We start from the raw sequence: 15,106 nt of genomic DNA, 5'->3' as shown, positions 1-15,106 counted from the left end.
TTTGAGACTGTCAACAAGCCATAAATAGAAGTGATTAGATATAGATAAAATTGCCATAAGATCACGGCGCAAACGAAATATCTATAGTACCGACCATTATGTTATGATAGCGCCACCAAATTTGGCCTTTGTAGCGGAGCCGTAATGAGCCAACATCTTTCACTACCTAAAGATAAAATCCGTTTCCTTTTGTTAGAAGGCGTTCACCAAAACGCAGTCGATACTCTAAACGCTGCGGGTTACACCAATATTGACTATCGCAAAACTGCACTTGAAGGCGAAGCGCTAAAAGAAGCGGTTAAAGATGCTCACTTTATTGGTATTCGTTCGCGTACTCAATTGACTGAAGAAATTTTCGAAGCTGCAAATAAATTGATCGCAGTGGGCTGTTTCTGTATCGGAACAAACCAAGTTGATCTTAAAGCAGCAATGGCACGTGGTATTCCTGTATTTAACGCACCGTATTCAAATACGCGTTCGGTTGCAGAACTTGTACTTGCTCAAACGATTCTTCTTCTTCGCCGTGTTCCTGAAAAGTCAGCGGCTTGTCATCGTGGTGGTTGGGACAAATCTGCTGTGGGTTCTTTCGAAACTCGTGGCAAAACTTTAGGTATTGTGGGTTACGGTTCCATCGGTTCTCAGCTTTCTGTTCTTGCTGAAAGCTTAGGTATGCATGTGATTTATTACGATGCAGTGACTAAATTACCAATGGGTAATGCTCGCCAAGTTGGTTCGTTAGACGAACTCTTAGCGACTGCTGATGTTGTTACATTACATGTGCCTGATGTTCCATCTACACGCAACTTCTTCACTAAAGCACAATTTGCAAAAATGAAAGAAGGCGCAATCTTCCTAAATGCTGCACGTGGTACATGTGTAGTAATTGAAGATTTAGCAGATGCAATCAAGTCTGGTCATATTGCTGGTGCAGCGGTTGACGTATTCCCTAAAGAACCAAAAGCAAATGGTGAAGAGTTTGTTTCTCCACTTCGTGGCTTAGACAACGTGATTTTGACTCCTCACGTTGGTGGTTCAACCATGGAAGCGCAAGCAAACATCGGTTTAGAAGTTGCAGAGAAATTTGTTGCTTACTCTGACAAGGGTATGACACTTTCTGCGGTGAACTTCCCAGAAATCGCGTTACCATTGACTGCTGGCCAACACCGTTTATTGCACATCCACAAAAACGTACCTGGCGTATTGTCTAAAATCAACAACTTGTTTGCTGAGCAAGGCATCAACATTTCTGGTCAATCACTCATGACTAAAGGTGACATCGGTTACCTCGTAATGGACGTTGACGCTTCTGCTTCTCATGAAGCATTAGATATGTTGCATGAAGTTGAAGGTACAATCCGCGTGCGCGTATTGTTCTAAAACGACCTGTAAATTTAAAAGCCACAGCATTGTCTGTGGCTTTTTTATGGACATTTACATTATCATGTGAAAAGTATACCAATCGATCAAATAATAAAATGTCCAGTTCGAACCAGAAATCTCAGCTACATGCACTGGGCTTTCTTATTCTCGCTATGCTGAGCGTACAAAGCAGCGCATCTTTAGCCAAAATTCTGTTCCAGAGCTTTCCTGTACTTACTGTTTCTGCAATGCGCTTATGCTTAGGTGCAATTATTCTTGCCTTTATTTTTAAAATTTGGCGAATTAATTATAGTCAGGTCCGCTGGAAAGCTATTTTAGCTTATGGCTTTGCGCTTGCAGGAATGAACGCACTTTTTTACCTGTCGATTGAACGATTACCGATTGGTATTGCAGTTGCTTTTGAATTTATTGGTCCCTTAAGTGTAGCCTTATATCATGCACGCCAAAAATATGATTTTGTCTGGGTCAGTTTAGCGATTGTTGGCCTCGTTTTACTTTTCCCTTTTAATCAGGCTCATAGTCTGGATTGGATCGGAGTATTATTTGCGGTTAGTGCGGGCGCATGTTGGGCACTTTATATTATTGCTGGTCAAAAGCCTTCAGGTATATCAGGTAATCACACTGTGTGCTTAGGAATGACTGTAGGCGCATGTGTCTTGCTGCCGATTACTTTTTTTTCAGGGTCAATGGGTCAAGTGATAGAGCTCCCCTATCTTTTTTATTTTATTGGCTTAGCAATTTTAGCCAGCGCATTACCATTCTCTTTAGAAATGCTAGCACTACGTAATTTAACACCCCTAAGCTTCGGAACATTGATGAGCCTAGAACCCGCAGTTGCTGCACTTTCTGGTTATATCTTTTTAGGTGAATATTTGTTATGGAATCAATGGCTGGCACTCGCAACAATTATTGCAGCTTCCGTCGGTTGTACCATAACCACCCAAAAAGCACGTCAGGAACGTGAAAAAACAGTCAGTTAAATCGACTCAACCTGCGAGTTGGAATATGGTATTCGCTATAATTGACCATTGTTATTTTTAAATAATATTAGATGAGGCCCTCGGGTATTTTCCATGCAGAATCTTCCCATTATTGCTGTGCTCTATATGATTCTGTCGATGGTCTCATATCAAATTAGTGCTTCATTTGCTAAGCAGCTCATTGCAATATTAGACCCTCTCACCGTTACAGTTTTGAGGCTGAGCTTTGCAACGGTTATTGTCGTGATCATGTTCCGTTCGTGGAAAATCTGGTCGCGCTTACCCTATTTAAAATGGCGTGATTTATTGATGTACTGCGCGTCTTTAGGTCTCATGAATATTTTATTTTATACGTCGCTTGGTAAGTTACCTCAAGGGATTGCAGTGGGCTTAGAGTTTATTGGCCCATTAGGTCTTGCTCTACTTTCTATTAAACAAAAAAGTGACTACATTTGGGTTGCATTTGCGATGTTAGGTATTGCACTGATGGTGCCTTGGCAAGACCCAACACAACACCACTTTTCCTATGTAGGCGCTGCATGTGCGCTAGGTGCTGGATTTTGCTGGGCCTTCTATATTTATTTTGGTCAGAAAGTTGTGACCCAAAATATAGGCATGCATGCTTTAACCATCGGAATTGGGTTATCTGCCCTGACCTTACTGCCGATTGGCATCTGGCATAATGCTCCTGCATTACTTGAAACGCAGTACTGGGGTAAAGCGTTACTTATTGCTATTTTAGCGACTGCTATTCCATACGCTCTTGATTTAATGGCACTCAAACAACTCAATAAATTAACTTACGGTACTCTAACGAGTTTAGCACCAGCATTAGCAGCATTAACGGGCTTCTTATTACTTCACGAAGAAATCAGCATGCTGCAATGGGTGGCTTTAGCTTGTGTAATGCTAGCGTCGATTGGGGTTACTTTAAGAAGTACTAAAAAAGTAGCATAGTTAAATACTATTGCTGCTTTTTATACTTTTTATATTCCTTTAAATATTTATTACCAAGCGTTTCTTTTTCACTGTCTTTAAGAATTTTTCCCGCCTGTTGGAAAAATTTATGCTCTTCTTCTTTTAAATGATGATGAACTTTTTCACTCAACTGTTTGGCAGTTGCTAACCAGCTTGGGCTACTCATATCCGTTTTTTCAAGTTGCTCGACCAATTCATCCATTTCATGATGCTCAGATAAAGCATGTCTCGTAATATCTAAACCGACATCATCAAACATTAAAGGGATATATAAATAACGGTCTTCGGCAACAGAATGGGCATAGAGTTCATTTTTTAATGCATCAAATAATTCTTTTCTTTCTTCTGTTAAACCATGTGTCTGAATGAGTTGTTCAGAAAGGTTACGTTGATTTTCATGGCTTTCTCTTAATGCTTCGAAAATATTCATTCTCTTCCTCATTTTTAGCTAAAAAATCTTTTTTATTTCAAGGTTTATCATACGTTGAAATTTATATTATTTAAGTAGCTTAAAATGAGACTATTTTTTACACTGTTTTCTTTCTAGTAAGCTTCTGTAATTATTTTTATATTTATGATTTTGAATGGCATCGCAAAAAGTATGAACTTCGCCTCCTGATCAGTTCATACTTTTCGAAATATTTAGCCTGTTACAAACATTTGATAACCCAAACGGCAAATCAGGATACTGACTAAAATTAAAAAGATAATACGGACAAAACCACTACCGTATTTAAGCGCGGTACGCACCCCAACAATAGAACCCAATACATTCGCGACTGCCATCATTAAGCCAATGTGCAAAATAGCGTGACCTGTCGGAATGAAGAAACTCAATGCAGCCAAATTGGTCATAAAATTACCAATTTTGGATAAGGCAGAAGCATGCAAAAAGTCGACTTGTAAAAAACGGATAAAGAAGAAGATAAAGAAACTACCCGTTCCCGGGCCAAAAATACCGTCGTAAAAACCAATCGCCAAACTACCAATCCCTGCCAAAATTAGCATTTTATTAGTAATTTTTTGTTCTGTATGAACCTGTCCAAAGTTCTTTTTAACCAAGGTATAAACTGCTATCACAATCAACATCACAAATATGAAAGGACGCAATACAGATTGAGGAATTAAGGATAAACAAGCAGCACCAGCAAAAGAGCTAATCAAAGCACAAATAGCAATGACTGCTAAAAGTTTCCATTGCAACTTCACTCTTTTCGCAAAAGTATAAGCAGCCGATGCTGTACCAAAAATTGAAGAAAGCTTATTAGTACCAATCACCGTTGCAGTCTGCATGGTCGGGAAAGTACTCATAAGGCCTGGAATCTGGATAAGTCCGCCGCCCCCAACAGCAGCATCAATCGCTCCCGCAGTAAACGCAAAAAAGATCAAACTCAGGATAACATCCCATTCCATGCCCATGCTCTATACTCTACAGCTACTACAAATTTAAGATACGTTTAGGTACCAACCGTTTTTTATCGGTAATCTCAGCTAAACCTAAACAGCGGTCACCCGAAAAAACCAAAACTTCTGCTTCTGCAGAATGCTCAATATTGCTTTCTAAACCGTTGCAAAAATATTTTTCACGCCCTTCAGGCACCTGAATTTTTAAGAAATGTTCAACTGGAGCATAAACAGGAAGTAACAATGCTTCTCTTTGCTCTTCGGTTAAGCTTTCCAGATATTCAATGGTATAACTCGGAATAAGTTCAAAATGTCCTGTTTGAGTCCGGTTTAGCATTGTTAAATGCCCACCACAGCCCAGTGCATCACCAATGTCTTCGCCTAATACACGAATATATGTTCCCTTAGAACAAGTTACATCTAGAGTGATACTATTTTCGGTAAATTCAATTAACTCTAAGGCATAAATTGTGATTGGACGTGCTTCACGCTCAATCTCGATACCTTTTCGGGCAAGCTCATATAACGGCCTGCCTTCTTTTTTCAAAGCCGAGTACATTGGCGGAATTTGTTGAATATCACCTCTAAATTTTTCTAAGGCTTGTTCAATAAGCTCTTGGCTCAAAACAGGGACAGAGCGTTCTTGTAGAATCTCTCCTTCCACATCACCTGTCGTTGTGGTTTGCCCCAATCGAACGGTGGTTTGATAGCGCTTTGTTGAGTCCAGCAAATAATGTGAGAACTTAGTGGCCTCTCCTAAACAAATAGGAAGCAACCCTGTCGCCAAAGGATCTAAAGCTCCTGTATGACCTGCTTTTTGGGCGCGATATAACCAACGCACTTTTTGCAAAGCCGCATTTGAACTGAGCCCTAATGGTTTATTTAATAGAAATACACCACTGATATGGCGACGAGAAATTTTTTGATTTTTTGTCGTCATTTTTACTGGAACACAAAGCTAGAAAAAAGTGCCGACATGTTAGCAAATTCGGCAAGATATTTTCACAATATTTAGGTGCCTTTTCACTTATTTTATGGCACATTAATAATCGAGTAAAAAAACAACAAATTAAAACTTAAGGAAGATATCTTTATGCAAGGGATGCAGAAGAAGGTATTGTGGTGTGTGCTCGGATTTTTTATTTTGGGTCTCATTGCATGTGTATATTGGTTAAGTCCTGACTCAAAAAACACATCAGCTCAGATGAATGAAAGTAAAGCTCAAAACTTAGCATCATCTCCTCATACAGATCATTCATCGCTAAACGAAGATGCGTACCATAGTAAAAGTCAGCAAGACACAGAAGTTAACTGCCAATTAAAAATTGATAGTTCCCAACATTTGGTCGTGAATAGTCAAACCCGTGACTGTTTTGAATATTTTATTACCCAATATGGGGAAAATGATTTAGAACAAATCAAAATTCACTTTGGGAAATTTATTCAAGGACAATATCTAGAGCCAGCTCGCTCACAGATTATGGATTTATGGACGCGTTATTTAAAATATCGTGAACAGCTTGCTCAAATCCAAGCACCTTCAGCAAAACAACAAGATAAAAATTATTTTCAAAAGATTTTTAACTCGATCCAAGATATAAGAAAACGCTTTTTTTCGGCCTCTGAAATTGAAGGGCTTTTTTCGAGCGAAGATATCTATCAGAACTACACACTAGATCGAATGCAGATACTTGAGGACTCTTCTTTAAGCGAAATTGAAAAAGCACGAAAGCTTAAAGAGAGTTTTGAAGAACTTCCAGAAGACTGGCAACACAACCTACAAGAACTCTCCAAACTTGATGATTTACATACACTGACCAAACAAATTAAAGCACGCAATGGTTCAGCAGAAGAACTTCGGCAAATGCGTACAGCACTTGTTGGAGCTGAGGCGACTCAAAGATTAGAAACTTTAGATACACAGCGTAATGCTTGGCAACAAAGGGTCACCAGTTACCTCGATAGTCGAGATGAAATTATTAAAAGTAACATGAGTGATAGCGCAAAAAACCAAGCGATTCAGCAGTTACGTCAACAACAATTCAATTCATCACAAGAACAACTAAGACTTCGAACTTTTGAAACGGTCCATGATCAGGGAGGTGAACTGCCATTTAATTACTAAGCCTTTCCTTTTTGGGAACTGGCTAACATTCACTAGCAGTAAGAAGCTGCTTTTCATACAAAATAAAAATAGTGAGTAAAAAATGAAAAGGAAGTTAATGTTTTTCTGCGCTGCAATGCTCTCAGGACTGAGTATTTCAGCGGCCCATGCAACAAATGCTGAACAAGTTAAAAGCTCGTTCGTATATTCATCTTACGCACAAACAAAATATCCAATGGTTTTTAACCATGGTATGGCAGGCTTTAGCCGAGTTGGAACAGATACGCTTGGTCTTGATTATTGGTACCAAATTCTTCCTGATCTTGCTCGTAATGGAGGAAATGTATGGGCAACAAGAGTCTCACCATTTAACTCAACAGAAGTGCGTGGAGAACAACTTGCACAGCAAGTAGAAGAAATTATTGCCATTACCAGTAAGCCCAAAGTCAATTTAATCGGTCATAGCCACGGGGGGCCAACAATTCGCTATGTGGCTGGTATCATGCCAGAAAAAGTAGCATCACTCACTACGATTGGCGCACCTCATAAGGGATCACCAATGGCAGATGTCATCCTGAATGTTGAGGGTACTCCTCTTGCAGGCGTGGCAACTTTAGTAAACTGGTTTTCAGCAGCAATTACTTGGGCAGGAGGTCTAGATCCGACAAGTTATCCGCACGACTCTTTAGCAGGTGCTCATAGCTTATCAACTAAAGGTTCAGCTCAGTTTAATGCTCAATTTCCTATGGGTATGCCAACTACCTCTTGCGGTGAGGGGGCATATCAAGACAAAGGCATTTATATGTATTCTTTCTCAGGAAATAAAGCTTTAACAAATCCATTAGACCCATTTGATATTGCCCTTACAGGCAGTAGTCTAGTAGTCGATCCGTTTGGTGATAATGATGGGCTTGTTTCACGATGCAGCGCCAAATTTGGTAAAACCATTCGTGATGATTACAACTGGAATCATCTAGATGAAGTGAACCAAGTGCTTGGGATACGCTCTATTTTTGCTTCAGATCCTGTCTCGGTTTACCGTCAACATGCAAACCGTTTAAAACTACAAGGACTATAATTTTTAAACAAAAAATGCGCCAAAAGGCGCATTTTTTTACTCGGTATAAGCTTACGCTTTACGAGCTGGTAATTTTTCACGAATACGTGCAGCTTTACCAGACAAGTCACGGAGGTAGTAAAGTTTAGCACGACGAACGTCACCACGACGTTTCACTTCGATTTTAGCAACGATTGGAGAGTGAGTTTGGAATACACGCTCAACACCAACACCGCTAGAAATTTTACGAACTGTAAATGCAGAGTTTAAACCACGGTTTTTCTTCGCGATTACAACACCTTCAAATGCCTGAAGACGCTCACGCTCACCTTCTTTTACTTTAACTTGGACAATAACAGTGTCACCTGGAGCAAAAGCAGGGATATCAGTTTTTAACTGTGCATTTTCAATAATTTGAACTAAAGGATGTTTACCACTCATTGTGGGAATCTCCAATATGTGCGGAGTCAGAAGAGGTCTGAGGTTCCGCTGGGGATAGAGGCTAAAACGCATATCAACCCGTTTATCTTTCCCTTTACGACAATATGTCTATAAAGAGCCTTAGAATATACATAAAACTATCTATTAAATAGAATCATGCTTTAACTCGAAGCATTGCTTCTCGTCTTTTTGCAGAACTTTCGTTCCTGAGAATAGCGGTTAAGAATTACCACCACTCCCTTGCGTATCTTTTAGCCATTTTTTCTGCTGCTTATTCAACTCTACTTTTTCAGCCAACTCTGGTCGACGTTCTAAAGTTCGTTGATAGCGCTGCAAAAAGCGCCATTTTTCGATATTGCCATGATGTCCAGATTTTAAAACTTCTGGTACATTCAGCCCCTCAAAATGGTCTGGCTTTGTATATTGTGGACAATCTAAAAGACCATCAACAAAAGAATCTTGTACTGCTGACTGTTCATCTGACATTACATTCGGCAAACGGCGAATAATACTGTCAAGTAACACCATAGCGGGCAGTTCACCACCGGATAAAACATAATCACCAATTGACCATTCCTGATCAACATATTGCTGGATCAAACGTTCATCCACTCCCTCATAACGTCCACACAGTACAATTAAGCCGTCGTAATCAACAAACTGCTGTACCGCCTGTTCATTTAAGGTTTTGCCTTGTGGAGACATATACACTACAGGAACATGAACATGTCCTGCTTGTGAGGCAAGCTGTTTGGCATGTGCAATTGCTTTCGCCAAAGGCTCAGCCATCATCACCATCCCAGGGCCACCACCAAATGGACGTTCATCCACTCTTCTGTAGTTTCCCTCAGCAAAATCACGAGGATTAATACAAGTAACTTGTACTATATCCCGTTTTGCCGCACGTCCGCTGATGCCGTAGGCTGTAATCGCTTCAAACATTTCAGGAAAAAGCGTAATGACTGCAAAAAACATCACAGACTCCTCTATTTTCCTGCTGTATTAATCCTAAAAGGATTAATAATCCACGCCCCAATTGACGTAAATACGACCAGCTTCAAGATCAACACGTTGTACTACATCTTTATGCCAAGGAATCATGCGTTCTTCTGAATCAATACTGTCTGGGGTAGCATGCACCACCATCACATCATTAGCTCCAGTTTCAAACAACTCATGAATTTTACCTAAGTTTACTTCCTGTTCTTCATCATCCAGACCCAACACTGTTAAGCCTTTTAAATCTGACCAGTAGTACTCATCTACATCTGCTTTTGGCAGTTGAGACTTAGCAACCCAGATATTAGCGCCAACCAAGTTTTCTGCTCCAGTGCGATCACTCACACCTTTCAAAGCAACAACTAGGCCTTTGCCATGTGGTTTCCAACGTTTTACATCTATTGTTTGCCAACCGGCCTTGGTCTCAATGTACCAAGGCAGGTAGTCAAACATATTGCTCATGGGTTCTGTATTTGAATACACCCAGAGCCACCCATTCAATCCATAAGCTGAACGTAACTGTCCAATCTGAATACGATCTTCGGGAACATTCTGTGTTGATGTCATGGGTTACCTACTACAAAAAAATTATGCAGTAGCTTTTTTAGCTTGAGCAGCTAAAGAAGCAACACGTTCAGAAGGTTGAGCACCTTGAGAAACCCAGTGAGCAAAACGGTCTGCATCTAAACGAAGTTTTTCTGCTTGACCTTGTGCAGTCGGGTTAAAGAAACCGATACGCTCGATGAAACGACCATCACGTGCATTGCGACTATCAGTCACAACGATTTGATAGAATGGACGTTTTTTTGCGCCGCCACGTGCTAAACGAATAACAACCATGATAAAAGCCTTATAATTCTTACGGATTATCCCTGCGCCGACCATCGGCAACACTTCAAACCCCTTTCATAGAGGGCAACATTCTACGTGATTTTCACCATGAAAGAAAGATTAAATTTTGAGTTATCCGCAGTTTTGAATTTAAAACTACTCCAACCAATTTGATACAGCAGATAACGCACAATCAGTTGCACCTTTTGCCCAAAATTTTTGCCCTTGATCATTCAGGCAAATGATCCCATCACTGGCCTGAGAAGTAGTAGAAATAGGTGTAGCTGTGAGTACCCAGCTTGAATCATCCAAGCTAGCAAAAGTCAAATTATATAAGGCCTGACCTTGCTGAGGGCTCACATTAGAGCCATAAATCGACGCTATAGTTGCATTGGATGGGTAACGATTATTGACCATTTTTTGTGATTCTAAGGTTTGGGCAATATTCATCATTTCAGATTGAACAGCTGCGCGATGTCCTTTACGTAAATATTGTAAATATGAAGGTGTAGCTATGGCTGCTAAAATTGCAATTATCGCCACTACAATCATAAGCTCTATTAAGGTAAAACCATTCTTCATTGCCAAGTCTCACTGTTTGCTTCACATACATTGCAAGTAGCTGTTCCACCACAGTCATTATCAACAGCCGTAGCTGTTAAACTTTGGCAACGTAAACCTGAATTCTTAGCAATAAAATTAAAGTTTCTTGAATCTGTAGTCGTCGCTTTAATGACCCATGTCTGTCCATTGGCAGCATTATTCGTCAATAAATTTCCTGTCGTTGTATCATCACTAATCTGAATCGTATAACTGCCACGAGGCAACGTTAGAGATGTGGTAGTAAAACCTCTATAGGTAAAGTTCTTGGATTTATGTCTTTCCAATTGTTCAGCTAATTTTAAAATTTCACTTTTGGCGGCAGAAGCAGTCGCTCTACGGGTATAGCCTTGATATGAAGGGATGGCAATCGAAGCGAAAATAGCAACAATCACTATGACAACCATGAGTTCAATCAAGGTAACGCCCTGATTAAACCGCTGGATATAGTATTTATTCATAAATAATCCCTTAGCGATAGCGCTCATACCAACGCATAGGAACCAAATGACTTGTACATTGCCACTGCCCAGTTCCTTGCTCATTACCAGAAAGTTTTAACTTCCCACAACTATTTGTAGCTGGTGGGTTATCCTCAGTTGGTACAAATGTAATGCTACGGATACCTGCTCCAATTACTTTTTTATTACATTCAGAAACTCCTACTGGGCAGTTACCACCTGTTTGTGTTTCAAACCCACTAGGGTCTTCTTTATTCGGATCAATTGATCCATCAGAATTAAGACAGGCTCCAAATGGTAAACAATAAGTCTGCTGATCCGTTTCACCTACCACACGTGGCAAACATGGGTCTGCTGCCACAATGCCTGTTCCCTGCGGGTCATAAACAGGCACAATTAAAGTCCCCGTAATTGCCATTGGCTCTTCAAAAGCTTTTAATCCGCCTTTAATACGGAAACTATTATTAGCTTTCTCTATACCACCGCTCGTACTAGAAAGTGAGCGATACCATCCACCTTGGCCCGTCCCTGTATTTGGAAAGAAAATTTGTGCTACTCGTGTTTCTCCAGATCGTAAAATTTGTGGATTTTTTCTAAGAGCCGATCGAGTAATATCTTTTGTTTCAAGTTGGCTATCAGTTAAAGACATTAAATTCTTTTTAATAAAGTCTTTGTCGATAATTCCATAGACGTTATTTACAGGGCGTCCGCTTAATGCTGTGCTAGGTGACATACCTTCACGCCCTGTAAGCGGATAAACATCCAATGGGGTACTACGGTCACCTGAAGCAATACCTACAGTAATAAAAGTGCGGATTCCATAATCATGAATTGTCACTGTTGGCGGTTCATAAAAACGCGGCGCATTCCCACCTATATAATCGTTCGAGCTATCATAAGTTGAGTCATTCGTTGCCAAATTGGCTAATCGAACAACTCGAATACCGAAACTGCTATAAGTTGAATTTGTTTTTGTCTGGTTATTATTAAGATCGATACGGAAAACTTGCCCCCCTAAATCGCCGAAATATAAATGGTCTACCAAACCATCAGCGTCTCGATCTAAGGTACTAATACGGCTAACAATACTATGCTTCATATTAGAGTTATTTATATTAGAGCCAGTATCACTAGTCCACCATAAACGTTCCCCAGTTTTGGCATCAATAATATAGACAGCATTTCCTTTTGCTTTTGCATTCGTAAAGCAAGAGTCGCTCAAGGTAATATTCGGTTTTTCATAACATTGATCGTAGCCACCACCAACAATCATGACCCGTTTAATAGTGCCGTTATAACGAATATTTGCAAGTACAGGCTTAGACCAACTCTGTCCCATACGATTATAATCCGTTTGATCTGAACCCACTCTAAACAGGAGCTTAGGTGAAGCAGGATTTAAGACATTTAAGCCATAATAACTGCTACCACCCATTCGCATGCCACCATAAATATACATTTGCTTTGCAGTCACTTTTGAAACTGCAGCACTACCACTTCCTGTGGTAGTAATACTATATGCTGGATCCGATACCCAAGCTCCATCCATACCATGAGCAGGTGCTGTAGCATCACTTTGACCAACAACTAAAGCCTTTGATGCGACTGGATCATTTAATATATCGGCAGGAACGAAAGCCATTTGTTCCACACCAGTTGAAGCATCCACAATATGTAAACCACCCTCCATCGTTCCATAGAGAATGGATTGTTCACGTGCAGATGTTAAATTCCCATTTCCATCTAATGTCCCACTGTAGGTAAGCTGTACCGGTAAAGAATGAATACTTCCGCCCATCGATAAATACGGTTCATTCGATGTAACCAAAGATGAAGGTAAAGACGCAGCACCTATATCAGTTGAGTAACCTAGATAATTTAATATTTTTAATTTCAAGCTAATCGGGAAAGCTTTTAAAATATCTTGTCCAGTTGATGCATCAAATTTTCCTAATACATAGCTTGCTGTGTTACTTGCGCTATCAAAAGGATTGGTTCCCTCCGCAGGAGTTGCTGGAATTCTTAGTAAATTAGTTCCAGAGGTTGATATCTTGGTCAGGCTACCATCTGTTGCAACTGCAGAAACATCGGTAAATAAGTTTCGAATTTTACTTTGTACTGCATAATAATATTTTGTGATATTTTCTTCTTCATCACGTGTTTCAGTTTGTCCAGCAATTGGTAAAGGAACTTTTGCATATGAACCACCAAAAAAGACTTTGCCTCCATCATTGTAATTCGAGCTATTCCAGTAATCTTTGGTACCCGTTCTAAATGCCCCACTTGCATTATAGACTAGCCCACCCGTGTTGGCCTCAAAAGCACCAGCATTTGTTCCCGATAAAACAACATGATATTTTTTTAGGTTGCCACGCCATGTTAAATAAGCATTTGCTGGATTAGGCTCAAAAGCACGTAAGTACCCATATTCCTGTAAATTTTTTGGATTTAAAGCATCATAAGGAACCGAGATAGCGCCTGTTGTTAAAGGTTCTAAAGGGACTTTATCTAAATTATTAATAAAAGAGATAACGCTGTTTGTTACCCCTTGCGCACTTTGTGTAGGGAAAAACCCCCCATTTCCATAACCGGGAGTAGCTACTGCATTAGTAGATTGATTTGGAGAACACGAGTCATCCCCTTTTCGGTCAGATTGGGTTCTCGAACTTAAACGGCAGGCATTTTTTACATCAGAAGAACTTAAACTAGAAAAGTCACTACCAAAACCGACAAATGCTGTTTGAATAGAAACTCCAGCAGGATTCTTTGTTTTATCAAATAGTCGTTTCGCAAACTCCCCCATACAAGCCCAGCCAGAATCTGATGAGGTATTAGAAAGACCTCCAGAGCAATTAAAATCTGCTCCCAACGTACTTCCCAAAGCAGTCGACATAACACTTGCCGAACGTGTATTTGTTGTATTGTTTGGCTCACCATCTGATAAAAAGTAAATACCTTGCCCATCACAACTTTGACGATTAGCCACCGCTGGCAAAGGAGATTGATAAACGGCGTTTAAGTTAGGGGCATTTCTATCTACAACAATATTAGGATTGCTTGTTGTATCATTTGTTTTTGATTTTGGAGTTCCGCTATCTGCGTTTACTATCGCATAGTTAAAAGTGGTGTAGTAATAAGTATAAGAATAGGTTGAATCAGACGAAGTATCATAAGCAATTGCCGTATTTACACCCGGATTAGAAGTTGACCAGTTACTCCAATAGCTACTAGAGCGACAAGGCTGCCATAAATTCGCTGTATCAATCTGTGAATCGCGATAATTCGTACAATATGAGTATTCTGTTCTATTATCAAATTTCCGGACACGCTTTATATAACTATCTTTTCGAATAAGATAATTTGTTTCTGAATAGGTCGTTGTACCCATCAAATAAGCCGCAGCTTCCGCATAAGCATGTGCTGAGGGCGTTGATCCACCAGCAGTTAAATTTGCAACGGCCTGTTTTAATTTATAACGCTGAGAACCTACCGTATTTAAAGTGCTTGCATCCCCTAAAGGCGCAGCGGCCACCAAAATTTGTCCACTTCGGCTATCACCATTTGCAGAGAAATTCCCCAAACCCACACGAGTATCATTTAAAACGGAATTATTGCTGGCTAAAAAAGCATTCATACCATTTTTAAGCATGGCCAAGCGATTTTCGTTATAACTATTAGATGTCATACTCCCCGAAGTATCTAACATCATTACAATCGTTTTTTTACCTGCTGTAGGTGATGCATAAATTTGTAAATCACTCGCCTGCACGACAGAGCTTGTGATTAGCCATGTAAAAGCAACCGAACTCGAACAGATGGCATACCATAAATTATTTGGCTTAAAATGCTTCAATTTTAGTTTCACGATATT

Annotated in this window: 15 protein-coding genes; 5 read left to right on the top strand and 10 right to left on the bottom strand. The window is 40.0% G+C overall.

All coding sequences use genetic code 11. The annotated features are described in order from the left end of the window. Positions 1-144 precede the first annotated feature (144 nt). The 3 genes from serA (at position 145) to MSG66_RS10265 (ending at position 3,317) form a co-directional block, all read left to right on the top strand. The gene (gene serA, locus MSG66_RS10275; RefSeq protein WP_042895382.1) at positions 145-1,377 is read left to right on the top strand and encodes a phosphoglycerate dehydrogenase; all 1,233 of its coding nucleotides are present in this window, start codon (positions 145-147) and stop codon (positions 1,375-1,377) included. Between the two features lie 98 nt (positions 1,378-1,475). Then, positions 1,476-2,360, top strand: a complete 885-nt coding sequence (locus MSG66_RS10270; RefSeq protein WP_324654023.1) for an EamA family transporter — start codon at positions 1,476-1,478, stop codon at positions 2,358-2,360. A 93-nt stretch (positions 2,361-2,453) separates the two neighbouring features. After that, entirely contained in the window at positions 2,454-3,317 is an 864-nt protein-coding gene (locus MSG66_RS10265) for an EamA family transporter (protein WP_324654021.1), read from the top strand. A 7-nt stretch (positions 3,318-3,324) separates the two neighbouring features. Here MSG66_RS10265 and MSG66_RS10260 read toward each other — a convergent pair whose 3' ends face one another. The 3 genes from MSG66_RS10260 to truB form a co-directional block, all read right to left on the bottom strand. Next, positions 3,325-3,768, bottom strand: coding sequence for a hemerythrin domain-containing protein (locus MSG66_RS10260; RefSeq protein WP_001019905.1), 444 nt, complete (start codon positions 3,766-3,768; stop codon positions 3,325-3,327). 212 nt (positions 3,769-3,980) lie between these two features. Next, positions 3,981-4,757: a sulfite exporter TauE/SafE family protein gene (locus tag MSG66_RS10255; protein ID WP_004639670.1), complete on the bottom strand. Its 777-nt coding sequence runs from the start codon at positions 4,755-4,757 to the stop codon at positions 3,981-3,983. 19 nt (positions 4,758-4,776) lie between these two features. Beyond that, positions 4,777-5,682: a tRNA pseudouridine(55) synthase TruB gene (gene truB, locus MSG66_RS10250; protein WP_324654019.1), complete on the bottom strand. Its 906-nt coding sequence runs from the start codon at positions 5,680-5,682 to the stop codon at positions 4,777-4,779. Positions 5,683-5,835: 153 nt separating this feature from the next. On the opposite strand from truB, the gene MSG66_RS10245 reads away from it, so the two are divergent. Further along, a complete protein-coding gene (locus MSG66_RS10245; RefSeq protein ID WP_324654017.1) occupies positions 5,836-6,867 on the top strand; it encodes a lipase secretion chaperone in 1,032 nt (343 codons plus the stop codon). Between the two features lie 115 nt (positions 6,868-6,982). Next, entirely contained in the window at positions 6,983-7,924 is a 942-nt protein-coding gene (locus MSG66_RS10240; protein WP_324654139.1) for a triacylglycerol lipase, read from the top strand. Between the two features lie 51 nt (positions 7,925-7,975). Here the strand turns inward: MSG66_RS10240 and rplS are convergent, their stop codons facing one another. The 7 genes from rplS to MSG66_RS10205 form a co-directional block, all read right to left on the bottom strand. Further along, a complete protein-coding gene (gene rplS / locus MSG66_RS10235) occupies positions 7,976-8,344 on the bottom strand; it encodes a 50S ribosomal protein L19 (RefSeq protein ID WP_003653770.1) in 369 nt (122 codons plus the stop codon). 219 nt (positions 8,345-8,563) lie between these two features. Then, on the bottom strand, positions 8,564-9,319 hold the full coding sequence (gene trmD / locus MSG66_RS10230) for a tRNA (guanosine(37)-N1)-methyltransferase TrmD (protein ID WP_202743335.1): 756 nt from the start codon (positions 9,317-9,319) through the stop codon (positions 8,564-8,566). Between the two features lie 42 nt (positions 9,320-9,361). Beyond that, complete coding sequence (gene rimM / locus MSG66_RS10225; RefSeq protein WP_003653772.1) at positions 9,362-9,910, bottom strand: ribosome maturation factor RimM; 549 nt, start codon at positions 9,908-9,910, stop codon at positions 9,362-9,364. A 21-nt stretch (positions 9,911-9,931) separates the two neighbouring features. Further along, entirely contained in the window at positions 9,932-10,183 is a 252-nt protein-coding gene (rpsP, locus tag MSG66_RS10220) for a 30S ribosomal protein S16 (protein WP_000260334.1), read from the bottom strand. A gap of 147 nt (positions 10,184-10,330) precedes the next feature. Beyond that, positions 10,331-10,756, bottom strand: a complete 426-nt coding sequence (locus MSG66_RS10215; RefSeq protein ID WP_133971527.1) for a type IV pilin protein — start codon at positions 10,754-10,756, stop codon at positions 10,331-10,333. Beyond that, a complete protein-coding gene (locus MSG66_RS10210; RefSeq protein ID WP_262473412.1) occupies positions 10,753-11,235 on the bottom strand; it encodes a type IV pilin protein in 483 nt (160 codons plus the stop codon). Before MSG66_RS10210 ends, MSG66_RS10215 begins: the two co-directional genes overlap by 4 nt. Positions 11,236-11,245: 10 nt before the next feature. Further along, positions 11,246-15,100 carry a PilC/PilY family type IV pilus protein gene (locus tag MSG66_RS10205; protein WP_324654012.1) on the bottom strand — a complete coding sequence of 1,285 codons (3,855 nt, stop codon included), beginning with the start codon at positions 15,098-15,100 and terminating at the stop codon, positions 11,246-11,248. Positions 15,101-15,106 lie beyond the last annotated feature (6 nt).

Source organism: Acinetobacter sp. IK31 (assembly GCF_035615195.1).
GTDB classification, from domain to species: Bacteria; Pseudomonadota; Gammaproteobacteria; order Pseudomonadales; family Moraxellaceae; genus Acinetobacter; species Acinetobacter calcoaceticus_C.
The sequence above is the reverse complement of the archived record's forward strand: the minus strand, read 5'-3'. Positions and strand labels throughout refer to the sequence as shown.